The organism is Pseudomonas sp. Z1-29 (assembly GCF_051131995.1).
Classification (GTDB): Bacteria; Pseudomonadota; Gammaproteobacteria; order Pseudomonadales; family Pseudomonadaceae; genus Aquipseudomonas.
The window spans coordinates 2,037,754-2,063,663 of the sequence record NZ_CP071645.1 but is presented as its reverse complement, the minus strand read 5'-3'; the positions used below and the strand labels follow the sequence as shown (position 1 = coordinate 2,063,663).

Below are 25,910 nucleotides of genomic sequence, written 5' to 3'. Positions count from 1 at the left end.
AGCCCAGCGGGGATAAATCCCCTCACCACAAAAGCCGGGCGCCCACTCACACTGTGATGCCATGCCCCTTCAAGAAATCGACGAAGGCTTGTTCGTCGAGCACCTTGAGCCCCAGCTCATTGGCCTTGGCCAACTTCGAACCGGCGCCCGGCCCGGCCACCACGCAATGGGTCTTTGCCGACACGGAACCGGCCACCTTGGCGCCGAGGCTTTCCAGCTTGTCCTTGGCGACGTCGCGACTCATCAATTCCAGCGAGCCGGTCAGCACCCAGGTATGCCCCGCTTCAGGCAAACCCTCGACGACTTTTTTCTCGCTCTGCCAGTGCATGCCGAAATCGCGCAATTGCTGCTCTGCGGCCACGGCCAGCTCGCGGCTGGCGGCGCTGGCGAAGTACTCCCGCACGGCGTTGGCCTGCTTTTCCGGCAATGCCTGGCGCATGTCCAGCCAGTCGGCATTCATGACCGCTTCGAGGGAGCCGAATTTGTCCGCCAGTTTTTGCGCCCCGCCCGGTCCGACCGAAGGGATGTGCAGCTTGTCGAGGAAGCCGCCCAGGGCGGTGCTGGCGGAAAACTCGGCGCCGAGTTCGCCCTGGTCCTGAATCTCCAGGCCATGACGCAGCAAATCCTTGATGACCTGGCGATTGTGCGGATCCTCAAAAAAGCTGTGGATCTCATGAGCGACTTCCAGGCCGACATCCGGCAAGTACGTCAGCACTTGGGGCAAGGCCGCCTGCACGCGCTCCAGCGAACCGAGGGAGCGGGCCAGGACCTTGGCGGTTTCCTCGCCCACGTCCGGAATGCCGAGGGCATAGATGAAGCGCGCCAGGCTCGGCTTCTTGCTGTCGACGATAGCCGCCAGCAGGTTCCTGCTCGACAACTCGGCGAAACCTTCCAGATCGACCACTTGCTCGAACGTCAGCGCGTAGAGATCGGCTGGCGAGCCCACCAGACCTTCATCCACTAACTGCTCGACGCTTTTTTCACCCAGGCCTTCGATGTCCATCGCCCGGCGCGAGACAAAGTGGATGATCGCCTGCTTGAGTTGCGCGCCGCAGGCCAGCCGACCGACGCAGCGGTACACCGCGCCTTCGCTGACGGTTTCGCGGCCCTTGCTGCGTTTGATCAGCTGCGTGCGCTCGACATGGGAACCGCAGACCGGACACTGCTCAGGCACCTGCACCGCCCGGGCGTTGTCCGGACGACGCTCGGTGACGACTTGCACCACCTGCGGAATGACGTCACCGGCGCGGCGAATGATCACCGTATCGCCGATCATCAAGCCCAGCCGCGCCACTTCGTCCATGTTGTGCAGCGTGGCGTTGGCCACGGTCACGCCAGCCACCTTGACCGGTTTGAGCCGCGCCACGGGGGTGACGGCGCCGGTGCGGCCGACCTGGAACTCCACGTCCAGCAACTCGGTGAGTTCTTCGCTGGCGGGGAATTTATGCGCGATGGCCCAGCGCGGCTCCCGTGCCCGGAAACCCAGCTCGCGCTGCGAGGCGATGCTGTTGACCTTGAACACCACGCCGTCGATTTCGTAGGGCAGCGAATTGCGCCGTTCGCCGATGTCGCGGTAGTAGTCCAGGCATTCGTCGATACCGTGGGCCAGCTTCAGCTCGCGGCTGACGGGCATGCCCCAGGCCTTGAGCTGCTTGAGGTTGCCGATGTGGGTATCGGCGATGTCCGAGGTCACCTGGCCGATACCATAGCAGCAGAACTCCAGGGGACGGTTGGCGGTGATCCTCGAATCCAGCTGGCGCAAGCTGCCCGCCGCGGCGTTGCGCGGGTTGGCGAAGGTCTTGCCGCCCACCTCCAGTTGCGTAGCGTTGAGACGCTCGAAACCGGCCTTGGACATGTACACCTCGCCACGCACTTCCAACACCGGTGGCCAGCCGCTGCCCTGCAGCTTGAGAGGAATATTGCGCACGGTGCGCACGTTGACACTGATGTCCTCGCCCGTGGTTCCGTCACCGCGCGTCGCCCCGCGCACCAGCATGCCGTCCTGATACAACAGGCTGACGGCCAGACCATCGAGTTTCGGTTCGCAGCTGTACTCCACCGCCGCGCCAGCGCCGAGCAAATCGCCCGTGGGCAAGTCCAGGCCTTCCGTCACCCGGCGGTCGAAGTCACGCATGGTGTTTTCATCGAAGGCGTTGCCCAGGCTGAGCATCGGGATTTCATGACGCACCTGGCTGAACGCCGACAGCGCCACGCTGCCGACCCGTTGGGTCGGGGAATCGCTGGTCACCAGCTCCGGATGCTGCTCTTCCAGGGCCTTGAGTTCGTGGAACAGGCGATCGTACTCGGCGTCCGGGATGGTCGGTTCGTCAAGGACGTGGTAGCGATAGTTATGCTGGTCCAGCTCGGAGCGCAGCTCCAGGATGCGGGTTTCGACGGCGTTCATGGGTGTTCTCTCATAAAGCAAAAGAGCAGCCTGGGCTGCTCATTTTTTCAAGACTTTCTGGGAGGGCTTCGCCCTCCAGCGGGAGCAAGCTCCCTCGCCACATAAAGCCCTAGCCATAAAGACTCTGGCGACTTCAGCGTTTCTGGGTCAATGCCCGGCGCTCGAACTCGACGATGCGCTGGCGGTAATGCTCGATGGTCTGGGCGGTCAGCACGCTGCGCTGGTCATCCTTCAATTCACCATTGAGTTCCTGGGCCAGCTTGCGAGCCGCGGCCACCATCACATCGAAAGCCTGTTTTGGATGGCGCGGGCCTGGCAGCCCAAGGAAGAAGCTCACCGCCGGGGTACTGAAATGATCGATGTCGTCCAGATCGAACACGCCTGGCTTGACGGCGTTGGCCATGGAAAACAGCACCTCGCCATTGCCTGCCATGCTTTCGTGGCGATGGAAAATATCCATTTCGCCGAAACGCAGGCCACTTTCGAGGATGTTCTGCAGCAACGCCGGGCCCTTGAAGCCGGCTGGATCGCGGCAGATCACACTGATCACCAGCACTTCTTCAGCCTGGGCCTGGTCCTTGTCACCGTTGGAACCGGAGGCCTTGCTCTCGTCCGGGAAATCACCGTCACGGCTGCTGAAGCCTGGACCGCCATCGAGGTCGAGGTTCAGGTTCAGGTCGCCCTGGGACGGCTCACTGTTGCGCTTGCCGCGCTTGGAGCCCGACTCACGTGGCTCGCGCGCCGGCGCGCTCATGGACGGCAGGTCGTGTTCGTCCAGCTGCGGCTCCTTGTGGGTATCCAGCACCCGGGGCGGGCCCAGCAGTTCGGCACTGTCATCTTCATCCGGCAGGTTCGACAGGCTGCGATCCAGGCGAAACTTGAGTTTCCCCTTGCCGCCGCGCATGCGACGCCAGCCGTCGAAAAGAATACCGGCAATGACAATGATGCCGATGACGATCAGCCACTCGCGCAGACCGATTTCCATGTAATCCCGTGCCTCTATAAAAATGCTGATAAATAAGGGGCTTAGCTATTTGCAAACCGCTTTAAAACGTGGCGCCAACTCTATGTTCTGAATGGCGTTTTGCCCACGCACACGAAAAATTGACATTAAACTAGCACGACCAAAGACAACTTTACACCGTCTGTCGCATTGGCTTATGCCCAATCTGTGAATTGAGTGACAAGCCAAAAGGGTAAAAAGGCCTACAACGCCCTACGCAAAGCGCCTACAGACATGCTTTACGCATCAACCATCGCCATGGCCTCTTCCACATCCACCGCCACCAGTCGCGAGCAACCCGGCTCATGCATGGTGACGCCCATCAACTGATCGGCCATTTCCATGGCGATTTTGTTATGGGTGATGTAGATGAACTGCACCGTTTCAGACATTTCCTTTACCAGACGTGCGTAACGGCCCACGTTGGCGTCGTCCAGTGGCGCATCGACTTCGTCGAGCATGCAGAACGGCGCCGGATTCAACTTGAAAATGGCAAAAACCAGGGCCAATGCGGTCAGGGCCTTTTCGCCACCGGAAAGTAAATGAATGGTGCTGTTCTTCTTGCCGGGAGGACGCGCCATGATTGTCACCCCAGTATCGAGTAGATCTTCGCCCGTCAGTTCCAAATAGGCACTGCCGCCGCCGAAAACTTTCGGGAAAAGTGCCTGCAAACCGCCGTTGATCTGATCAAAGGTATCCTTGAAGCGATTGCGGGTTTCCTTGTCGATCTTGCGAATGACGTTTTCCAAGGTCTCCAGCGCCTCCACCAGGTCATCGTTCTGGGCGTCGAGGTAACGCTTGCGCTCGGACTGCTGCTGATACTCGTCGATGGCGGCCAGGTTGATCGCGCCCAGGCGCTGGATGCGCGCGGCAATGCGTTCGAGTTCTTCCTCGGCCTCTTTCTCGTTGGCACCTGCCACGAGGGTGGCGAGCACTCCGTTGAGGTCGTAGCCGTCCTCCAGCAACTGGTCCTGCAAGGCTTTGCGGCGGACCGTCAGGGCCTGCCATTCCATGCGCTGCTGCTCCATCTGGCCGCGAATCAGCTGGGATTGCTGCTCGGCCTGGCTGCGGCGCTTCTCCGCGTCGCGCAGTTCGCGGTCGGCGTCCTCCAGCGCGATCTGCGCGGTCTTCAGTTCTTCGTCGACACTCATGCGTTTGTCGAGCAATTCCTCGAGTTTCAGCCGCAGCTCCTCCAGCGGCGCCTCGCCCTCCTCCAGGTTGAGGCTCAGCTGTTCGCGCTTTTCGGTGAGGCGTTCGGATTGCATTTCCAAACGTTCCAGCGCCTGGCGCGTGGAATCGTATTGGGCCTGGAGCGAGCCCAGGCGCACTGCCAGCTGATGGGCATGATCCTTGTGTTGGCGCGCTTCCTGGCGCACCCGATCGAGGCGTTCGCGCAGGCTGTCACGCTGGGCCAGGAGCAATTCGCGTTGTTCGGTGTCCAGCGCCATGGCGTCGAGGGCTTCCTGCAATTGCAGGCGCGCCTCGCCGATCTGTTCGTGCTCCAGCGCTCGCTGTTCGCCCAACTCGGCCATTTCTTCATCGAGACGGGTGCGCCGCAGGGCCAGTTGTTCAACCTTGGCCTTGCCGGCGGACAGCTGCGCCTTGAGTTCGCCCTGCTGGCGCGCCTCGTCCTGCAACAAGCGGCGCAGGTGTTCGCGACCGTTTTCCTGCTGGCGCTGTTGCGCCCGCAGGTTCTGCAATTCGGTTTCCAGGGCTTCGACGCTGGCCTCGCGCTCTTCGCGCTCGGCGACCAGACGCTGGATTTCCTGGCCACGGGCGAGCATGCCGCTTTCGGCCTCGCCGGCCCGGCGCACCCGCAGGAAATGCCGGCCGACCCAGTACCCGTCACGACTGATCAGGCTCTCGCCGGCGGCCAATTGACCACGCAAGGCCAGCGCCTGCTGCAGGCTATCCACGGGTTTGACCTGACCCAACCAGGGCGACAAGTCAACCTGGGCCTCGACTTTGTCCAGCAGACTTCCAGGGATCCGCACGCCATCGCCAGCCGGACTGAGCAGGCGCAAATCGCCTTGGGCAAACCCCGAGAGATCGAAGCCGGCGAAATCATCCACCAGCACCGCTTGCAGGTCGGCGCCCAGCACGGTTTCCACCGCCAGCTCCCAGCCCGCGTCGACTTTCAACCCCTCGGCCAGACGCGGGCGCTCGGCCAGATGCTGGTCGCGCAACCACTCGGCCGTGCCGGTGCCTGGGTCCAGCGCGGCCTGTTGCAACGCTTCCAGCGAGGCCAGGCGGCCGTTGAGGCGTTGCAGTTCGCCCTGGGCCTGCTGCTGGTTCTGCAAGGCCAGTTGCAAGGCTTGGCGCAGTTGTTCCAGCCGCTCGACCTGGGCGTCTTCGCTGGCCTGCAAATCTTCCAGGGTCGCTTCGCTGGTGGCGAGCTGCTCGCTCAGGTCGAGGATCGCCGCGTCTTCCGGATCCGCAGCGAGCAACGCCCGCTCTTCAGCCAGGCGCCGTTGCCGTTCAGCCAAACGTTCCATGCTGGTTTCGAGCTGCTGGATGCGCGACTGCTGCACCTCGGCCTGGCGCCGCGGTTCGGCGGAAGTCAGGTTGAAACTGTCCCACTGCTCCTGCCAGCCGTGCATGGTCAGCTCGGCTTCTTCCAGGGCTGCCGCGGCCTCTTCGGCGGCGGCGCTGGTGATTTCCTGTTCCGGCACAAGACGGTCCAGCTCTTCACCAAGGGTCAGCAACAAGGTGCGGTCGTGGCCCAGGTGGGATTCGGTTTCCAGGCGCGCGCGCTCGGCTTCCTTCAAATCGTCCTGCAACTGGCGCAAACGCTGTTGGCCGTGCTGGATACTCTGTTCGACCCGGGCAATGTCGCCACCCACCGAATAGAAGCGTCCCTGCACCAGATTGAAGCGCTCGGACAGTTCGTGGTGCCCGTCGCGCAGGCGCTCGATGGCGGCATCGGCATTGCGCTGCTCGGCCACCAGTGCTTCGAAACTGACTTCCTGGTTGCCGATGATCGCCTCTCGCTGGCCGACCTGTTCGTTCAACGCCTGCCAGCGCAACGCTGAAAGCTGGGCCTTGAGCTGGCGCTCCTCGCCCTTGTATTCCTGATACTTCTTGGCGGCCTCGGCCTGGCGATGCAGTCGTTCGAGCTGACGTTCGAGCTCCTCGCGCAAGTCGGTCAGGCGCGCAAGGTTCTCGTGGGTACGGCGGATGCGGTTTTCGGTTTCCCGGCGCCGCTCCTTGTACTTGGAGATGCCGGCGGCTTCCTCGATGAAATTACGCAGGTCTTCCGGCTTGGCCTCGATCAGCTTGGAGATCATGCCCTGCTCGATGATCGAGTAGCTGCGCGGGCCCAGGCCGGTGCCGAGGAAGATGTCAGTGATGTCGCGGCGACGGCATTTGGTGCCGTTGAGGAAATAGCTGTTCTGGCTGTCGCGGGTCACTTTGCGACGAATGGAGATTTCCGCGTAGGCCGCGTATTCACCGATCAAAGTGCCGTCGGAGTTATCGAACACCAGCTCGATACTGGCCTGGCTCACCGGTTTGCGACTGGTGGAGCCGTTGAAGATGACGTCGGTCATCGATTCGCCGCGCAGGTTCTTGGCCGAGCTTTCGCCCATCACCCAGCGCACGGCGTCGATGATGTTCGACTTGCCGCAGCCATTGGGCCCGACCACCGCCGCCATGTTACTGGGGAAGTTCACCGTGGTCGGGTCGACGAAGGATTTGAACCCCGCCAGCTTGATGCACTTGAGCCGCACGTCAGGCCGCCGTCAGGGCCGAAACCACCAGATCGCAACTGCGCTGGGCATAGGCCGTCAGCACGATGCGGATCTGCGGCAGATCGCGGGCCAGCACCGCTACAAGCAGACGCTGGAACAGGTCGAGGAATTCGCTCATTTCAGCCTTGCGCTGCTCAAGTGCCAGGAAGTAGGCGCGACTCATCGCCGGTTGCAGGTTCTCGACGGTCTCTTGCAGATACGGATTGTCGGCAAACGGATAGGCCGCGCGCATCACGCTGAAGCTTTCATCGACGAAAGTGCGGATGTCCTGGCGCTCGTAAGCTTGCTGGAGGCGTTGCTGGATCGCCACGAACGGGGCCATGTCGGCCTGTTCCTTCCAGCCATGAGCCACCGCGTTGCCCAGCAGGATGTAGAGCTCGCTCATCAAGGCGCACAGGCTGCGCACCTTGTGCTCGGTAAGCTCGGTGACGTGGGCGCCACGGCGCGGCAGGATGGCGATCAGGTGACGCCGTTCGAGGATCAGCAAGGCCTCGCGGACCGAGCCGCGACTGACATTGAGCGCCAGTGTGACCTTTTGCTCCTGGATGCGCTCTCCCGGTTTCATTTCGCCGCGAATGATGCGTTCGGCGAGGTAATGGGCGATTTGCTCGGCGAGGCTGTCCGGGGCCTTGAACGTCATGGTTGTCCTTCAAACTCTTCGATCTGCACAAGCGGCGCAGTGTAGCGCACTCGATACGTCATGGCGCAGGGCCTGCACCGGGTTTTTGGCACGATATAAGCAAAAACTTCAGGAGTTTGTACCGAAACAAAAAACTGTGGGAGCGAGCTTGCTCGCGATAGCGGTCTGTCAGCTTGCATCCATACTGAATGTAACGCCGTCATCGCGAGCAAGCTCGCTCCCACAGGGCTCTACAGTGTCCATAGGTCATTGTGTATCGACAAAACAGCTTTTCTTGACCTTTAAGTCAGAAAATCGTTGACCGAAAAGTCAGAACTGCTAAATTCAGCCCACGTCGATACAACAATAATGAATCTGCGAGGCCTTCCGTGATCCAGTTTTTACTCAACCAGGAACTCCGTAGCGAGCACGCCCTGGACCCGAACCTGACCGTGCTCAACTACCTGCGCGAGCATGTAGGCAAACCCGGCACCAAGGAAGGCTGCGCCAGCGGCGACTGTGGTGCATGCACCGTGGTGGTGGGCGAACTGGAAACGGACGCGAACGGTAGCGAGCGCATCCGCTACCGCAGCCTCAATTCGTGCCTGACCTTCGTCTCGTCGCTGCACGGCAAGCAACTGATCAGCGTCGAAGACCTCAAGCACAATGGCCAGTTGCACAGCGTCCAGCAGGCGATGGTCGACTGCCACGGCTCGCAATGCGGTTTCTGCACCCCGGGCTTCGTGATGTCACTGTTCGCCCTGCAAAAGAACAGCGAACAACCCGACGCCCACAAGGCCCACGAAGCCTTGGCCGGCAACCTGTGCCGCTGCACCGGCTACCGGCCGATCCTGGCGGCGGCCGACCAGGCCTGCTGCGGCAAACAACCGGACCAGTTCGACGCCCGCGAAGCCCAGACCATCGCCCGCCTGAAAGCTATCGCCCCGACCGAAACCGGAGAGCTCAACAGCGGTGACAAGCGTTGCCTGGTGCCGCTGACCGTGGCCGACCTGGCCGACCTCTACGACGCCTATCCGCAGGCGCGGCTACTGGCGGGCGGCACCGATCTGGCCTTGGAAGTCACGCAGTTCCACCGCACCCTGCCGGTGATGATCTACGTAGGAAACGTCGCCGAACTCAAGCGCATCGAGCGTTTTGAAGACCGTTTGGAGATCGGCGCCGCCACCGCGCTTTCCGATTGCTACGAGGCATTAAAAGCCGAATACCCGGATTTCGGCGAACTGCTGCAGCGTTTCGCCTCGCTACAGATCCGCAACCAGGGCACGTTGGGCGGCAACATCGGCAACGCCTCGCCCATCGGCGACTCCCCGCCCCTGCTGATCGCCCTCGGCGCGCAGATCGTGCTGTGCAAGGGCCAGACCCGCCGCACCCTGGCCCTGGAAGACTATTTCATCGACTACCGGGTAACCGCCCGCCAGGAAAGCGAATTTATCGAAAAGATCATCGTGCCCCGAGCCAGCGCCGAACAGACGTTCCGCGCCTACAAGGTTTCCAAGCGCCTGGACGATGACATTTCCGCAGTGTGCGCGGCGTTCAACCTGCATATTGAAAACGGTCTGGTGGGGGACGCGCGTGTCGCCTTCGGCGGCATGGCGGCAACACCCAAGCGTGCCAGGCACTGTGAAGCCGCACTGATCGGCGCGCCGTGGAACGACAGCACCCTCGAACGCGCCTGCGCGGCCTTGGCCGAGGATTTCACGCCGCTGTCGGACTTCCGCGCCAGCAAGGAATACCGTCTGCTCAGCGCTCGCAACCTGCTGCGCAAATACTTCATCGAGCTGCAAACGCCGCACATCGAGACTCGGGTGACCGCTTATGTCTAACCATCACGCCGTAGAGAAGACCCAGGCCGAACTGGCCGAGCTGTTCGCCCGCGACCTGACCACGGGCGTGGGCCGCAGTGTCAAGCATGACAGCGCTGCCAAACACGTGTCCGGCGAAGCCCAGTACATCGATGACCGGCTGGAATTTCCCAACCAGTTGCACGTCTATGCCCGGCTGTCGGATCGCGCCCATGCGCGAATCCTGCGTATCGACACCACGCCCTGCTACGCCTTCGAAGGGGTGCGCATCGCCATTACCCATCAGGACATACCAGGCCTGAAGGACATTGGCCCGTTGTTGCCCGGCGACCCGCTGCTGGCGATCGATGACGTGCAGTTCGTCGGCCAACCGGTACTCGCCGTGGCGGCCAGGGATCTGGAGACCGCACGCCAGGCAGCCATGGCCGCGATCATTGAATATGAAGACCTCGAACCGGTGCTGGATGTGGTCGAGGCGCTGCGCAAGCGGCACTTCGTGCTCGACAGTCACACCCACCAGCGCGGCGATTCGGCCACGGCGCTGGCCACCGCCGAACATCGCATCCAAGGCTCGCTGCACATCGGCGGCCAGGAACACTTTTACCTGGAGACCCAGATTTCCTCGGTGATGCCCACCGAAGACGGCGGCATGATCGTCTACTGCTCGACCCAGAACCCCACCGAAGTGCAGAAGCTGGTGGCCGAAGTGTTGGGCGTGTCGATGAACAAGGTCGTGGTGGACATGCGCCGCATGGGCGGCGGCTTTGGCGGCAAGGAAACCCAGGCCGCCAGCCCGGCCTGCCTGTGCGCCGTCATCGCGCATCTCACCGGCCAGCCGACCAAGATGCGCCTGCCCCGGGTGGAGGACATGCTGATGACCGGCAAGCGCCATCCTTTCTATATCGAATACGACGTTGGCTTCGACGACATCGGGCGCCTGCATGGCATCGCCCTGGAACTGGCCGGCAACTGCGGTTGCTCGCCGGACCTGTCGGCCTCGATTGTCGACCGGGCGATGTTCCATGCCGACAATGCCTACTACCTGGGCGATGCGACCATCAACGGCCATCGCTGCAAGACCAACACCGCGTCGAACACCGCTTACCGTGGTTTCGGCGGGCCCCAAGGCATGGTCGCCATCGAAGAGGTGATGGATGCCATCGCCCGGCACCTGGGGCTCGACCCGCTGGCGGTGCGCAAGGTCAACTACTACGGCAAGACCGAGCGCAACGTCACGCACTACTACCAGACCGTCGAGCACAACATGCTCGAGGAAATGACCGCTGAACTGGAGGAAAGCAGCCAGTACGCCGAGCGCCGCGAAGCGATCCGCCGCTACAACGCAGGCAGCCCGATCCTCAAGAAAGGCCTGGCGCTGACGCCGGTGAAGTTCGGCATTTCCTTCACCGCCAGTTTCCTCAACCAGGCCGGGGCTCTGATCCACGTCTACACCGACGGCAGCATCCACCTGAACCACGGCGGCACGGAAATGGGCCAGGGGCTCAATACCAAAGTCGCCCAAGTGGTGGCCGAGGTGTTCCAGGTGGAAATGGACCGCGTGCAGATCACCGCGACCAATACCGACAAGGTCCCGAACACATCGCCCACCGCCGCGTCCAGCGGCGCTGACCTGAACGGCAAGGCCGCGCAGAATGCCGCCGAAACCATCAAGCAACGCCTGGTGGAATTCGCCGCGCGGCAATACAAGGTCAGCGAAGAAGACGTGGAATTCCACAACGGCCACGTGCGGGTGCGCGATCACATCCTGACCTTCGAAGCGCTGGTACAACAGGCCTACTTCGCACAGGTCTCGCTGTCGAGCACCGGCTTCTACAAGACCCCGAAAATCTACTACGACCGCAGCCAGGCCCGTGGCCGGCCGTTCTATTACTACGCCTTCGGCGCCGCGTGTGCCGAGGTGATCGTCGACACCCTCACCGGCGAATACAAGATGCTGCGCACCGACATCCTCCACGACGTTGGCGCCTCGCTGAACCCGGCCATCGATATCGGCCAGGTCGAGGGCGGTTTCATCCAGGGCATGGGCTGGCTGACCATGGAAGAACTGGTGTGGAACGACAAGGGCAAGCTGATGACCAATGGCCCGGCCAGCTACAAGATCCCGGCCGTGGCCGACATGCCGTTGGACCTGCGGGTGCGACTGGTGGAAAACCGCAAGAACCCCGAAGACACGGTGTTCCATTCCAAGGCCGTGGGCGAGCCGCCGTTCATGCTCGGCATCGCCGCGTGGTGCGCCATCAAGGACGCCGTGGCGAGCCTGGGGGATTATCGGCAGCAACCGAGAATCGACGCGCCGGCGACGCCGGAGCGGGTGTTGTGGGGATGTGAGCAGATGCGCCAGTCAAAGGCTGTGAAGCCTGCGGCAGCCGAGGCTGAGCTGGCTCCGCTTTAGACCGCGACGCGGCCTTCGCGAGCAGGCTCGCTCCCACAAGGGATTTGTGAACACCGATCCAATGTGGGAGCGAGCTTGCTCGCGATGAGGCCGGAACAGACAACAAAGATGTCGAGGTGAATATGTACAACTGGATCAGCGCCCTCGCCGACCTGCAAACCCGCGGCGAACCCTGCGTGCTGGTGACGATCATCGAGGAGCTCGGCTCCACCCCGCGCAACGCCGGCTCGAAGATGGTCATCAGCGCCCGCCAGACATTCGACACCATTGGCGGCGGTCATCTGGAATACAAGGCGATGGAGATTGCCCGGCAGATGCTTGCCAGCGGCCAGCAGAACACCCATCTCGAGCGCTTCAGCCTCGGCGCCAGCCTGGGCCAGTGCTGCGGTGGCGTTACCGTGTTGCTGTTCGAACCCATGGGCCAGGTCCAGGCGCGAATTGCCGTGTTCGGTGCCGGTCATGTCGGCCGCGCCCTGGTGCCGCTACTGGCGAGCCTGCCTTGCCGGGTGCGCTGGATCGACTCGCGGGAATCGGAATTTCCTGAGCAGTTGCCCCACGGCGTACAGAAAATCGTGACTGAAGACCCGCTGGACGAAGTCGACGAACTGCCCGCCGGCAGCTACTGCATCGTCATGACCCACAACCACCAGCTCGACCTGGAACTGAGCGCCGCGATCCTCAAGCGCAACGACTTCGCCTACTTCGGCCTGATCGGCTCGAAGACCAAACGCGTCAAGTTCGAACATCGCCTGCGTGATCGCGGCTTCGACAGTGGCGCCCTGCAACGCATGCGCTGCCCGATGGGCATCGGCGAAGTCAAAGGCAAGCTGCCCGTTGAAATCGCCATCTCCATCGCCGGCGAAATCATCGCCACCTATAACGCGGATTTCGGCCAGCACACCTCCCGCGCCGAACCCATTGCCAGGTTGCTGCCGGTCTCGCGCCGCAACCAGCGTTAACCCTGTTATCGAGAATTCCCATGCCCCTGACACGCAAAGCCTACCGCGCCGCCCTGCTCCACAGCCTCGCCGACCCGGCCGAAGTCGGTATCGAGGCGTCCTATGAGTATTTCGAGGATGGCCTGCTGGTAGTTGAAAATGGCCTGATCAGCGCTATCGGCCACGCCAGCGATTTGTTGCCGACCCTTCCGGCGGATATCGAGATCACGCACTACCAGGACACCCTGATCACTCCCGGCTTCATCGACACCCATATCCACCTGCCGCAGACCGGCATGGTGGGCGCCTATGGCGAGCAGTTGCTGGATTGGCTCAACACCTACACGTTCCCCTGCGAAAGCCAGTTCGCCGACCCGGCCCACGCCGAGGCGGTGGCGGACATTTTCGTCAAGGAACTGCTGCGCAACGGCACCACCACAGCCCTGGTATTCGGCAGTGTGCACCCGCAATCGGTGAACGCTTTTTTTGAGGTTGCCGAGAAACTCGACCTGCGGATGATCGCCGGCAAGGTCATGATGGACCGCAACGCGCCGGACTACCTGGTCGACACCGCCGAATCCAGCTACACCGAGAGCAAGGCGCTGATCGAACGCTGGCATGGCAAGGGTCGCCTGCATTACGCCGTGACCCCGCGCTTCGCGCCGACCAGCACACCGGAGCAGCTGACCCTGGCCGGCCAGTTACTCGGCGAATACCCGGACCTGTACATGCAGACGCACATCAGCGAGAACCTGCAGGAAGTGCAATGGGTCAAGGAGCTGTTCCCCGAGCGCAAAGGCTACCTGGACGTCTACGACCACTACCAATTGCTCGGCGAGCGCTCGGTGTTTGCCCATGGCGTGCATCTGTGCGACGAAGAATGCGCACGCCTGGCACAAACCGGTTCGGCCATCGCGTTCTGCCCGACCTCGAACCTGTTCCTGGGCAGCGGCCTGTTCAACCTGCCGATGGCCGAGAAGCACAAAGTCAATGTGGGCCTTGGCACCGACGTGGGCGGCGGAACCAGTTTTTCGCTGCTGCAAACCCTGAACGAAGCCTACAAGGTCATGCAGTTGCAAGGTGCGCGACTGAGCCCGTTCAAATCGCTGTACCTGGCCACCCTCGGCGGCGCCCGGGCCTTGCGCCTGGAAGACCGGATCGGCACGTTGCAGCCGGGCACGGACGCGGACTTCCTGGTGCTGGACTACAACGCCACGCCGCTGTTGAGCTATCGCCTGAAGCAGGCCAAGGACATGGCCGAGCGGTTGTTCGTACTGATGACCCTGGGGGATGACCGGACGGTGGCGCAGACTTATGCGGCAGGCCGGTTGGTGCACCAGCGCTAACTTTCAGCGCCTGCCAGACCGCTTTCGCGAGCAGGCTCGCTCCCACAGGGTTGCCTGACCCCAGAAGCCAGATTGGTGTCCAACTTTCTGGAGACAGTCCAGGGTCAGTGTGACCAACACAAATCCACTGTGGGAGCGAGCCTGCTCGCGAAGGGCGCGCCTCGGCATCGCTGACTCAACTCAATCAGAGCTTGGCCGTCGACCGCCCCGGCTTCTTGCTCTGCAACAGATGCGAGAACACTGCATGCAAATCGTCCGACGCGCTTTCTTCGTCGAGGTTGAGCTTGCTGTCGATGTGATCCATGTGATGCATCATCAGGTTCACCGCCAGGGCTGCGTCACGGGCCTCGATGGCGTCGATCAGCTGGGTGTGTTCGTCATAGGAACAGTGGGAACGGTTACCGCTTTCGTACTGGGCGATGATCAATGAAGTCTGTGATACCAGGCTGCGCTGGAAGCTGATCAGCGGCGCGTTTTTTGCCGCCTCGGCCAGCTTGAGGTGGAACTCGCCCGACAACCGGATACCGGCGCCACGGTCCCCCCGGGAAAAACTGTCGCGCTCGTCGCTGACCATCTGCCGCAGCTCGGCAAGCTGTTCGGCGCTGGCGTGCTGTACCGCCAGCTCAGTGATTGCCTTCTCCACCATGCGCCGGGCAAAGAACACCTGGCGTGCCTCTTCGACACTTGGGCTGGCGACCACCGCACCGCGATTCGGGCGCAGCAGCACCACGCCTTCATGAGCCAGGCGCGACAGCGCGCGACGAATGATGGTGCGACTCACCCCGAAAATCTCCCCAAGCGCCTCTTCACTCAACTTCGTACCAGGCGCCAGACGCTGTGCGAGGATGGCCTCGAAAATGTGCGCGTAGACAATATCGTCCTGGGTTCCGCTGCGGCCGGCTTTGCCTGCTCGCGGTTGTTTCTTGAGGGGTTGCAACTGTTCGTTCATGGGCACTCGAGTCGGGAGAACTGCGGCGATTTAACCGTGACTGTAATACGGCACAGCGGGTCGCTGGCAAGTATCGCGTAATAAACACGGCGATTGTACACAACCTCTGATGGCAACACGACTGTACGGCTCTTTGCGGGCATGGCTGTATTGCAATCGACAACTGCGTTGAGTTTAGGCTTGATCCGGCAATCCGTGGCTCCGCCAGTCCAGCCAATCTACAACAAGGACAACCGCTCACCATGACCGAAATCAGCACCGCGCCACTTCGCCCCCTGGCCGATACCTCGCCCTCGGCCATCGTCGCCGGTTTCATCGCCATGATGACCGGCTACACCAGCTCACTGGTACTGATGTTCCAGGCCGGGCAGGCGGCGGGGCTGACCAGCGGGCAGATTTCATCATGGATCTGGGCCATCTCCATCGGCATGGCGGTGTGCTCCATCGGCTTGTCGCTGCGCTACCGCACGCCAATCACCATCGCCTGGTCAACACCCGGCGCAGCCTTGCTGATCACCAGCCTGGGCGGCGTGAGTTATGGCGAAGCCATCGGCGCGTACATCACCTGTGCGGTGCTGGTGACGATCTGTGGCCTGACCGGCAGCTTCGAGCGCCTGGTCAAACGCATTCCGGCTTCGCTGGCGGCCGCGCTGCTGGCGGGAATCCTGTTCAAGATCGGCAGCGAAATATTTGTCGCCGCGCAACATCGCACCGGCCTGGTGCTGGGGATGTTCTTTACCTATCTGATCGTCAAGCGCCTGTCGCCCCGCTATGCGGTATTGGCCGCGCTGCTGGTCGGCACTGCCCTGTCGGGCTTGCTCGGACTTCTCGACTTCAGCGGTTTCGCCCTGGAAGTGGCGACACCGGTCTGGACCACGCCAGAATTTTCCCTGGGGGCCACCATCAGCATCGGTATCCCGCTGTTCGTGGTGGCGATGACCTCGCAGAACATGCCTGGCATCGCCGTGCTGCGCGCCGACGGCTACAACGTACCGGCCTCGCCATTGATCACCAGCACCGGCGTTGCGTCGCTGTTGCTGGCCCCATTCGGTTCCCATGGTATCAACCTCGCCGCCATCAGCGCGGCGATCTGCACCGGGCCACATGCCCATGAAGATCGCGACAAGCGCTACACGGCGGCCGTCTGGTGCGGGATTTTCTACGGCTTTGCCGGGGTTTTCGGCGCAACGCTGGCGGCGCTGTTCGCTGCGCTGCCCAAGGAGTTGGTGCTGTCCATCGCGGCATTGGCGCTGTTCGGCTCGATCATCAATGGCCTGAGCATCGCCATGAGCGAAGCGAAGGAACGGGAAGCGGCGTTGATCACCTTCATGGTCACGGCGTCGGGGTTGACGCTGTTTTCCATCGGCTCGGCGTTCTGGGGGATTGTCGCGGGGGTGGTGACCTTGCTCATCCTGAACTGGCGGAATGCCTGAATCTTGAAAGCTTCGCGAGCAGGCTCGCTCCCACATTGGGTCGGTGTTCACACATCCCCGGTGGGAGCGAGCCTGCTCGCGAAAGCGACCTGAAGGACAACAATTACCCAACCGACAGGCACAAAAAAACCGGCACCCAAACGGGTTGCCGGTTTTTTTCAGACCATCAAGCCTTGTTGATCGGCTTTTCCGGATACCAGACATCCATCAGCGGGCTGACTTCAACACTGGTCAGCTCAGGACGGGCCTTGAGCCAGGCTTCAACGGCAGCGCGCTGCTCTTCGGTCACCGAGCCACGCTTCTGCAGGCAGACCAGACCATAGTCGTCACCGCCGACATAGCCCAGGCCATTGGCTTCCATGGCTTCTTTCAGGAAAGCGTCGAGGAAAGCGTCAATAGCCTCATCGGCCAGATCTTCTTTGAAATCCAGGTTCAGTTCGAAACCCAGCTCTTGAAATTCATCCACGCACAGCTTTTTGCGCAGACGCTGGGAACGGTTAGTCGCCATTGGAACAATCCTCATAAGTAATAACGGCCGGCACTTTACCAGTTTGGTGCGTCGATTGCCCGACTGATCGGGCAAGTCCGCCTACCGCCGGTAAAAAAATACCGCTTCGCTGGGCTTGGGCACGGCACAAGCCGTTGCGCCTTGGGGCATAATGCCGACACTTTCATGACCGTTGAGGGCGTTCATTTTCATGTCCTCGTTCTTTTCCCCCTCGCCTGCAGGGTTTTATTTCACATGATCAAATCTTTGCGCCCATTGCTTCTGGCCAGCCTTCTTCTTCCTTTGGCCCTGCCTGTCCCCACCCAAGCCGCCACCATCAACACCGCCCTGTCGCCGAATGTGCAAAAGGCCCTGAAGAACAGCAAACTGCAAGACCACGCCCTGTCCCTGGTGATGGTACCGCTCAACGGCCCCGGCACCCCGACGCTGTATAACGCCGATGTCTCGGTGAACCCGGCGTCCACCATGAAGCTGGTAACGACCTACGCAGCCCTGGAAATGCTCGGGCCGAACCATCAGTGGAAAACCGAGTTCTACACCGACGGCACCCTCAGCGGGGGCATTCTCAACGGCAACCTGTACCTCAAGGGCGGCGGCGATCCCAAGCTGAACATGGAAAAGCTCTGGCTGTTGATGCGTGACCTGCGAGCCAACGGCGTGCAGCAGATCACCGGCGACCTGGTGCTGGACCGCAGCTTCTTCATCCAGCCGCAATTGCCCGAGTTCAACGACGACGGCAATGACGAAAACAAACCCTTCCTGGTCAAGCCCGATTCGCTGCTGGTCAACCTCAAGGCGCTGCGCTTCGTGGCCCGCAATGACGCTGGCCGGGTACTGATATCGGTCGAACCGCCCATCGCCAGCATCCGCATCGAGAATGTGGTCAAGGCCGCCAACTCCAAGCAATGCACCGGTGGCGTGCGCTACAACCCGGTGGCCCAGGCTGACGGCAGCATGACCGTGACCGTCAGCGGCCAACTCGGCGAGGGTTGCAGCTCCCAGACCTACCTGTCGCTGCTCGACCATGCCACCTACACCGCTGGCGCCGTGCGAGCGATCTGGAAGGAGCTGGGCGGCAGCATCCAGGGCAGCGACCGCCTGGCCGCGACGCCGAAGAACGCCAAGCTGCTGGCCCGGGCGTTCTCCCCGGACCTGGCGGAGATCATCCGCGACATTAACAAATACAGTAACAACACCATGGCCCAGCAACTGTTCCTGAGCCTGGGCGCGGAGTTTCGCAACGAGGCCGACGGCGACGATGCCAAGGCTGCGCAGCGAGTGGTGCGCCAGTGGCTGGCCAAGAAAGGCATCACCGCGCCGCACCTGGTGATGGAAAACGGCTCCGGCCTGTCCCGCGCCGAACGGGTCAGCGCCCGGGAAATGGCGGCGATGCTGCAGGCGGCATGGCGCAGCCCGTATGCGGCGGAGTTCATCAGCTCGATGCCCATCGCCGGCACGGACGGCACCATGCGCAAACGCCTCAAGACCACCGCCATGGCCGGCGAAGCGCACGTCAAGACCGGTACGTTGAACACAGTCCGCGCCATTGCCGGCTATAGCCGCGACATCAATGGCAATACCTGGGCGGTCGTGGCGATCCTCAACGATCCGAAGCCATGGGGCGCCTCCTCCGTGCTCGACCAGGTGCTGCTGGACTTGTATCGCCAGCCGAAACTGCCGCAGACGGCGTCGGTGCTCTGAGCCAGCCCCAACACAAAACCAGATGTGTGGGAGCGAGCCTGCTCGCGAAAGCGCCGGAACATTCAGACTCTTCATGGACTGAATCACCGCTTCGCGAGCAAGCTCGCTCCCACATCGTCTCGGGGTGAAGTTGGCTAGCCCAACTGCACCTCGACCCGATCCCGCCCGGCCTGCTTCGCCGCGTACACACCTGAGTCGGCGCGCAACAGCAGCGCGTCGGCACCTTCGCCAAGGCGCCAGCTGGCGATGCCAAAACTGGCGGTGATGGTGCCGATGTCGTCGATCGGCGAACCCCGCAGGCCGTCCCATAACCCCAACGCCAGGGTGTAGGCACTTTCATTGTCCGTATCCGGGCAGAGCACCACGAACTCTTCGCCGCCCAACCGGCAGAATACGTCGGTGCGGCGCAGCCGTTGGGTGATGCGCTGGCAGACCGCCTGCAACACCCGATCACCCACCGCATGGCCATGCTGGTCGTTGATGCGCTTGAAGTGATCGATGTCGAGCATGATGACCGCCAGCTCGCCGGAGCCCCGTTCAACCCGGGCCATCTCCGAAGTCAGGCGCTCCTGGAAATAGCGTCGGTTGCGAATGCCGGTCAAGGCGTCGGTGATGGACAGTGCCCGCAGTTCTTCTTCCACGCGCTTGAGGTCGGAGATGTCCGAGACATAGCCGTGCCACAACACACCGCCGCCAGGCAATTGCTCGGGCGTGGCCTCTCCGCGTACCCAGCGCAGACCGCGCTGCGGCAGTTGCACCCGGTACTCTTCGCGCCACGGGCTCAATGTCTCCGCCGAGATGCGGATCGAAGCACGCACCCGCGCGCTGTCCAGCGGATGGATGCGCGAAAACACCGCTTCGGCGTGCCGTACCAGCACGTCAGGCTCCAGTTCGTAGATGTCGCGGATGCCGTCGCTGGCATAGATCACGCTGAACTCACCGGTAAAGTCCATCTTGAACTGATAGATGCCGCCGGGGACATGGGCGCTGAGTTTTTTCAACAGCAGGTCCCGTGCGGCCAAGGCTTCGTGGACGCGCTTGCGTTCGGTGACGTCGATGCAGATTGCCAGGTGCCCGACCCACAACCCTTGGTCGTCGAGCACGGGCGTGGCCAGCATGTTGACCGTCAGGTGGCTGCCGTCGCGGCGCACCAGGGTCCACTCCCGAGCCTGTTGGCCGCCCTGCTCACCGCCTTCGAGCAGCATTGCATGGCACGTCGGGATTGGCTTGCCGAAACGCACGGCCAGCTGTGCGGCCCGATGCTGCAGCTCACGCGGAACGTGAAGACTTTCCAGGGTCATGCTCTGCAAGACATCGCAACTGCGATAGCCGAGCATCTGCTCGGCGCCGGCATTGAACGTGGTGATGACACCGCGCAGGTCGGTCGCGATGATCGCGACTTGCGTCGCGGCGTCGAGCACGCCTTTCAATTGGCCGTGGGTGCCGCGCAGTTCCGATTCCCGGGCATGCAGTTCCCGGGTGCGCTGTTCCACCAGCGCCAAGGCCCGCTGTCGCTGGCTGACCAACGTATACAGCAAGACGCTGAGCATCAGGCTGAGCAGCCCGCCCAACACCGTGACGCTCACGACGCTGGAATGATTGTTCGACAGGAACGCGAGACTGGGCCGCAACTCCACGCGGAAGTCATGATCGGCCAGGCGCAACATCCGGACCGCCGACAGCTCGCTTTTACCCGGTCGGTTGGATGTTTCGAACAGGACTTCCCAAGGGGTATCGTGGGCGGAATCAATCACACGCATCGTCAGACTGTCATCCTCCGCCTCCGGCAGCCCATCGGCGACCAACTGGCGCATGCTGATGGCCGCCACCACGTAGCCGAACGGCTCGCGGGCCAGAGGCTTGAGAACGGGCGCCGCCAGCATCACACCTCGGGCAAAGGCCGGATCGCTCCCGATCAGATCAATGGGCTCGGAAACTACCAGGGCGTTACGCTGGCGCGCCCGTTCCAGCGTGGCACGGCGCAGTGGATGCGAAAGCAGATCCAGGCCCAGCGGCGCGCCATAGGATGGCTGGCTCTGGATATACAGCAGCGGCGCGTATTCATTCCGCTCAGCGGCCTGGCGCAGGATTCCGGCCTCGTCTCGTTCACGAACGGTAAAGGTAGTGGATACTTCGGCTCGTGCCTGTTGCTCGAATGCCTGGCGCTCCTCCCGCAGCACCCGTGGCGCCCAGGCAAAGGCCCGGGTACGCCGCAAGAGCGCTTCGGTATAGCCATGGAATTCGGCGCCAGACACTCCCGCGGAGTTGGCAAAGAACCGCCTCAGACTGTCGAGACGTTGCTCCTGGTCCTGGAAACGCTCGTCGAGGCGGCTATAGCGTTCTTCGGCGAGCAATTCGAAGCGCTGGCGCAATTGCTGGTTGAACTGCTTCAACGTGCCCCAGGCCAACAAACCGGTCAGCAGCAGGCCTGCCATCAGGACGACGCAAGCCACGAGCCATGCTGAAACATCTTCGCTGATAAAGCCCAGGATCCTGGGACGCACCTGATGTAATGCCATAAACATGACTCAGAAAGGACCAGGCATTGGTCCAGCCCCGGTCACACACTAAGTTATAGCTATTTGCCATTACTTTTGCCAGTCCCAAAAACGCCTGCAAGCCTTGAATTTCAAGGCCTGCATGGATCCAATCGACCGCCGGTCAGCGCGCCATGATTTTCCAGGCGCGGTGAATCTTGCTGTTTCGGGCAAAATCCGGGTCGATGGTCCCGGCGGTGATTTCCTCCACGGCGTAACGCTCGCCCAAGTTGTCTTCGAGCTGGAACTTGCGGAAGTTGTTGGAAAAATACAGCACGCCACCCGGCGCCAGGCGCGCCATGGCCAGATCCAACAGCTGGACGTGGTCGCGCTGCACGTCGAACACGCCTTCCATGCGCTTGGAGTTGGAGAACGTCGGTGGATCGATGAAGATCAGGTCGTACTCGTCGCGACTGGCTTCAAGCCAGGCCATGACATCGCCCTGCTCCAAGCGGTTCTTGTCGGAAAAACCATTGAGCGACAGGTTGCGCCGCGCCCAGTCCAGATAGGTTTTCGACAAATCGACGCTGGTAGTGCTGCGCGCCCCGCCCTTGGCGGCATGGACGCTGGCGGTCGCGGTGTAGCAGAACAGGTTGAGGAAGCGCTTGCCGGCGGCCTCTTTCTGGATCCGCAGGCGCATTGGCCGGTGATCGAGGAACAACCCGGTGTCGAGGTAGTCGGTGAGGTTGACCAGCAGCTTCACGCCGCCCTCGTTGACCTCGGTGAACTTGCCCTGGGCGCTCTGGCGCTCGTACTGCTTGGTGCCGCTCTGGCGCTCGCGGCGCTTGATGACAACGCGGCTCTTGTCGACATTCAAGGCCTGGGGAATGGCGGCCAGCGCATCGAACAACCGGGCCGAGGCCTTTTCCGGGTCGATGGACTTCGGCGCGACGTATTCCTGGACGTGCACCCAGTCGTGATACAGGTCGATGGCCATGGAATATTCCGGCATGTCGGCATCATAGACCCGGTAGCAGTCGACGCCTTCACGCTTGGCCCACTTGCTCAGCAGCTTGAGATTTTTCTGCAGGCGATTGGCGAACATCTGCCCGCCTTCGCTCAACCGCGCCTGCTCGACCACAGGGGCTGGCGCCGGGGCCGGTTTGATCGGGTTGCCATTCTTGTTGTACTGGCGCTCTTGCGGTACTTCAGGGGTTTGATCGTAGACAGCCTGTTCACGCTCGGCCTGGCGTTGTTCCGGGGTGCGACGCTCGCCAGTGACGAACTGATCCGGGAGCACCTTGATCAGTAGCAACTTGCACGGCAAGGCGCCGTTCCAGAACGAATACTGCTTGTGGCTGCGAATGCCCATGCGCTTGCCCAGGTCCGGCGCGCCAGTGAACACCGCGGCCTCCCAGTTGAGGCAGGCCTGGCGCAGGCGTTCACCAAGATTCTGGTACAGATAGAGCAAGCTGGCTTCGTCGCCCAAACGCTCGCCGTACGGCGGGTTGCAGATCACCAGGCCCTTCTGGTTCTGGTCCGGGCGCGGCTCGAAGGTGGCGACTTCGCCCTGATAGATCTTGATCCACTCGCTCAGGCCCGCACGTTCGACGTTGTTGCGGCCCGGCTGGATCAGCCGTGGGTCAGCTTCGTAGCCGCGAATCCACGACGGTGGCTTGGCCAGCCCGGCGGCGGCGCGCTCGCTGGCTTCTTCGTGGAGTTTTTTCCATAACGCCGGCACATGGCCGAGCCAGGCGGTAAAGCCCCATTGCTGGCGACGCAGGTTCGGCGCCATGTCGGCGGCGATCATTCCGGCTTCCACCAGGAACGTGCCGACGCCGCACATCGGGTCCGCCAGTGCCCCGCCTTCGGCGGCAATGCGTGGCCAACCGGCGCGAATCAGGATGGCGGCGGCGAGGTTTTCCTTCAGCGGGGCGGCGCCCTGCTGCAAGCGATAGCCACGTTGGTGCAGGCTATGGCCCGAAAGGTCGAGGGACAGGATTGCTTCGCCACGGTCCAGGCGCAGGTGGATGCGCAGGTCCGGGTTGAGCTTGTCGATGGATGGCCGCTCGCCCGACGGCGTGCGCAGCTTGTCGACAATGGCATCCTTGACCTTCAAGGCGCCGAAATGCGTGTTGTCGATGCCCGAGCCGTGACCGCTGAACTCGACCGCCAAGGTACCATCGGCGAGCATGTGGTCTTGCCAGTCGACGTCCAGCACCCCGTGGTACAGGTCTTCAGCGTCTTTCATCGCGAAGCGCTTGAGCACCAGCAATACGCGGTTCGCCAGGCGCGACCACAGGCACAGGCGATAGGCCGTTTCCATGTCGGCGATGCCGCGAACGGCCGAGGTGTGCTCGCGCGCCTCTTCAAGGCCAAGCCCGACGGCTTCCTCGAGAAGCAGGCCTTCGAGGCCCTTGGGGCAAGTGAGGAAGAGTTCGAAACGATCGGACATGGGATTCAGAGCCTTTGGCTAAGTGGGCCGGGCAACGCATTGCCGGGCCGGGTTCAATCAGGTGCTTTTCTCAAGAGCACCCGCGTGGCACGAACGTGTGCCGTTCCGTACTCGCCGCTCAGGTTCAAAGAGCTTAGATGCGAGGACAGATAGAAAATTCTGTGCAACAAATTGTGAAAAATTGTCCCTTTCGTCGAATAGTACCCGAGTGCAACGGGGGGACATTCTCATTCGACACCGGCGGCCGCCCTTCGGCGCAGGGCTGATCATACAGGGGTCTGACGCAAAAGCGGGCGCCGAACATGATGTTACTTATCGCACTAACATCTTTCTTGTTACGTGCTTATGACAAAACGATCATTCCATCCATGTGACGCTTTGGTTAGAACTCACCACAGGTTGACGTCGCAACGGCGTCAACACCCTTGGCTCGTCACGCCGGCAACGAGCCACCAACGGCAGAATGATTCTGCCCCGGCCTCGATAGAGGTCGACGCTAAGCAACAGTCAACAAGTGAGGGCAACACCCTATGAGAAGACTTAAGCGTGATCCGTTGGAAAGAGCATTTTTACGCGGTTACCAATATGGCGTTGGTGGTAAATCCCGTGAGCTTTGCCCCTTTACTCTACCGTCGGTACGTCAAGCCTGGATCAACGGCTGGCGAGAAGGACGCGGCGACAACTGGGACGGTATGACCGGCACTGCGGGTATCCACAGACTCAACGAACTTCACGCCGTCGGCTGACACAGGGCCCTGATAATCAAAAACCCGACAATCTGACATTCAAATCGTTTTAACCACGCACGTCCCATCCGGGCGGCGGGCTACGGCCCAGAGGGCTCCCTTGAGGAGCCCTTTTTATGCCTGGTTCTTGACCTTGAGCTGCGAACGCTGCTGTGGCGAGGGGATTTATCCCCGCTGGGCTGCGAAGCAGCCCCAGTAAGCAGCCCTCGGTGTGTCAGGTTTATTGTGTGATTTTTTTGGGGCTGCTGTGCAGCCCAGCGGGGATAAATCCCCTCGCCACAAATGGGCCTCACCAGCCTTGGGAATCAACCCAACGCCGCAATCGCATCCACCGACTCGCGAATCAACGTCGGGCCCTTGTAGATGAACCCGGAATAAACCTGCACCAGGCTCGCCCCTGCCGTGATTTTCTCGGCGGCATGCCGGCCTTCGGTAATACCGCCCGCCGCGATGATCGGCAAGCGTCCCGCCAATTCGCCGGCCAGCACTTTCACCGTGTGGGTGCTCTTGTCGCGCACCGGAGCGCCAGACAGGCCGCCCGCCTCCTCACCATGCTCCAGGCCTTCTACACCTTCGCGGCCCAGCGTGGTATTGGTGGCGATCACCGCATCCATGCCGGTCTCGATCAAGGCCTGGGCCACTTGGACGGTTTCTTCGTCGCTCATGTCCGGGGCAATCTTGATGGCCAGCGGCACATGCCTGCCGTGCGTCACCGCCAGTTCCGCGCGACGTCGCGCCAGGTCGGCCAGCAGTTGCTTGAGCGAATCGCCGAACTGCAGGCTGCGCAGCCCTGGCGTGTTCGGCGAACTGACGTTGACGGTCACATAACTGGCGTGAGCGTAGACCTTGTCCAGGCAGATCAGGTAATCGTCGACGGCGCGCTCCACCGGCGTATCGAAGTTCTTGCCGATGTTGATCCCCAGCACACCCTTGTACCTGGCAGCGGCCACACGGGCCAGCAAATGATCGACGCCCAGGTTGTTGAAGCCCATGCGGTTGATGATTGCCTCGGCCTGCGGCAAACGGAACAGCCGTGGCTTGGGATTGCCCGGCTGCGGACGCGGCGTCACGGTGCCGATTTCAACGAAGCCGAACCCCAGCTGGGCGAACCCGTCGATGGCCGCACCATTCTTGTCCAGGCCTGCGGCCAGGCCGACCGGGTTGGGAAATTCGAGGCCCATGACTGTCACCGGCAGTTTTGCCGGAGCCTTGCAGAGCAACCCGTTGAGCCCCAAACGTCCACCCGCGCCGATCAGGTCCAGGGACAGATCATGGGAAGTTTCCGGGGAAAGTTTGAACAGCAGTTCACGGGCCAGGGTGTACATGGGCGGCTTTGACTCGATCAG

The 25,910-nt window shown here is 62.0% G+C and carries 16 protein-coding genes; 7 read left to right on the top strand and 9 right to left on the bottom strand.

Going from position 1 to position 25,910, the window contains the following annotated elements:
- Positions 1 to 46 precede the first annotated feature (46 nt).
- The 4 genes from ligA to J3P84_RS09495 form a co-directional block, all read right to left on the bottom strand.
- The gene (ligA, locus tag J3P84_RS09510) at positions 47 to 2,404 is read right to left on the bottom strand and encodes an NAD-dependent DNA ligase LigA (protein WP_434629659.1); all 2,358 of its coding nucleotides are present in this window, start codon (positions 2,402 to 2,404) and stop codon (positions 47 to 49) included.
- Between the two features lie 133 nt (positions 2,405 to 2,537).
- Positions 2,538 to 3,389 (bottom strand): cell division protein ZipA, encoded by an 852-nt coding sequence (gene zipA / locus J3P84_RS09505; RefSeq protein ID WP_434572960.1) that lies wholly within the window; start codon positions 3,387 to 3,389, stop codon positions 2,538 to 2,540.
- Positions 3,390 to 3,646: 257 nt separating this feature from the next.
- Positions 3,647 to 7,135 (bottom strand): chromosome segregation protein SMC, encoded by a 3,489-nt coding sequence (gene smc, locus J3P84_RS09500; RefSeq protein WP_434629656.1) that lies wholly within the window; start codon positions 7,133 to 7,135, stop codon positions 3,647 to 3,649.
- A 1-nt stretch (position 7,136) separates the two neighbouring features.
- Positions 7,137 to 7,796 carry a GntR family transcriptional regulator gene (locus J3P84_RS09495; protein ID WP_305499923.1) on the bottom strand — a complete coding sequence of 220 codons (660 nt, stop codon included), beginning with the start codon at positions 7,794 to 7,796 and terminating at the stop codon, positions 7,137 to 7,139.
- Positions 7,797 to 8,164: 368 nt separating this feature from the next.
- On the opposite strand from J3P84_RS09495, the gene xdhA reads away from it, so the two are divergent.
- The 4 genes from xdhA to guaD all read left to right on the top strand — a co-directional run bounded on the left by xdhA (position 8,165) and on the right by guaD (position 14,295).
- Complete coding sequence (gene xdhA, locus J3P84_RS09490; protein WP_434629653.1) at positions 8,165 to 9,619, top strand: xanthine dehydrogenase small subunit; 1,455 nt, start codon at positions 8,165 to 8,167, stop codon at positions 9,617 to 9,619.
- Positions 9,612 to 12,011: a xanthine dehydrogenase molybdopterin binding subunit gene (xdhB, locus tag J3P84_RS09485; RefSeq protein ID WP_434629650.1), complete on the top strand. Its 2,400-nt coding sequence runs from the start codon at positions 9,612 to 9,614 to the stop codon at positions 12,009 to 12,011. The genes xdhA and xdhB overlap by 8 nt, the downstream gene beginning before the upstream one ends.
- Positions 12,012 to 12,133: 122 nt before the next feature.
- Entirely contained in the window at positions 12,134 to 12,970 is an 837-nt protein-coding gene (xdhC, locus tag J3P84_RS09480) for a xanthine dehydrogenase accessory protein XdhC (RefSeq protein ID WP_434629647.1), read from the top strand.
- 20 nt (positions 12,971 to 12,990) lie between these two features.
- Entirely contained in the window at positions 12,991 to 14,295 is a 1,305-nt protein-coding gene (gene guaD, locus J3P84_RS09475) for a guanine deaminase (protein WP_434629644.1), read from the top strand.
- 184 nt (positions 14,296 to 14,479) lie between these two features.
- Here the strand turns inward: guaD and J3P84_RS09470 are convergent, their stop codons facing one another.
- Entirely contained in the window at positions 14,480 to 15,244 is a 765-nt protein-coding gene (locus J3P84_RS09470; RefSeq protein WP_434629641.1) for a GntR family transcriptional regulator, read from the bottom strand.
- Positions 15,245 to 15,486: 242 nt separating this feature from the next.
- On the opposite strand from J3P84_RS09470, the gene J3P84_RS09465 reads away from it, so the two are divergent.
- Positions 15,487 to 16,677: a benzoate/H(+) symporter BenE family transporter gene (locus J3P84_RS09465; protein WP_434629638.1), complete on the top strand. Its 1,191-nt coding sequence runs from the start codon at positions 15,487 to 15,489 to the stop codon at positions 16,675 to 16,677.
- Positions 16,678 to 16,843: 166 nt separating this feature from the next.
- Here the strand turns inward: J3P84_RS09465 and J3P84_RS09460 are convergent, their stop codons facing one another.
- Positions 16,844 to 17,185, bottom strand: a complete 342-nt coding sequence (locus J3P84_RS09460; protein WP_434572947.1) for a YggL family protein — start codon at positions 17,183 to 17,185, stop codon at positions 16,844 to 16,846.
- Positions 17,186 to 17,419: 234 nt separating this feature from the next.
- Between J3P84_RS09460 and dacB the strand changes: the two genes are divergently transcribed.
- A complete protein-coding gene (gene dacB, locus J3P84_RS09455) occupies positions 17,420 to 18,886 on the top strand; it encodes a D-alanyl-D-alanine carboxypeptidase/D-alanyl-D-alanine endopeptidase (protein WP_434629634.1) in 1,467 nt (488 codons plus the stop codon).
- A gap of 134 nt (positions 18,887 to 19,020) precedes the next feature.
- Here dacB and J3P84_RS09450 read toward each other — a convergent pair whose 3' ends face one another.
- Both J3P84_RS09450 and rlmKL read right to left on the bottom strand, forming a co-directional pair.
- On the bottom strand, positions 19,021 to 21,405 hold the full coding sequence (locus tag J3P84_RS09450; protein ID WP_434629631.1) for a sensor domain-containing diguanylate cyclase: 2,385 nt from the start codon (positions 21,403 to 21,405) through the stop codon (positions 19,021 to 19,023).
- A gap of 142 nt (positions 21,406 to 21,547) precedes the next feature.
- Positions 21,548 to 23,818: a bifunctional 23S rRNA (guanine(2069)-N(7))-methyltransferase RlmK/23S rRNA (guanine(2445)-N(2))-methyltransferase RlmL gene (gene rlmKL / locus J3P84_RS09445; RefSeq protein ID WP_434629628.1), complete on the bottom strand. Its 2,271-nt coding sequence runs from the start codon at positions 23,816 to 23,818 to the stop codon at positions 21,548 to 21,550.
- Between the two features lie 530 nt (positions 23,819 to 24,348).
- On the opposite strand from rlmKL, the gene rmf reads away from it, so the two are divergent.
- The gene (rmf, locus tag J3P84_RS09440; protein WP_003223300.1) at positions 24,349 to 24,564 is read left to right on the top strand and encodes a ribosome modulation factor; all 216 of its coding nucleotides are present in this window, start codon (positions 24,349 to 24,351) and stop codon (positions 24,562 to 24,564) included.
- Positions 24,565 to 24,869: 305 nt separating this feature from the next.
- Here rmf and J3P84_RS09435 read toward each other — a convergent pair whose 3' ends face one another.
- Positions 24,870 to 25,889, bottom strand: a complete 1,020-nt coding sequence (locus J3P84_RS09435; protein WP_434629626.1) for a quinone-dependent dihydroorotate dehydrogenase — start codon at positions 25,887 to 25,889, stop codon at positions 24,870 to 24,872.
- Positions 25,890 to 25,910: the final 21 nt, after the last annotated feature.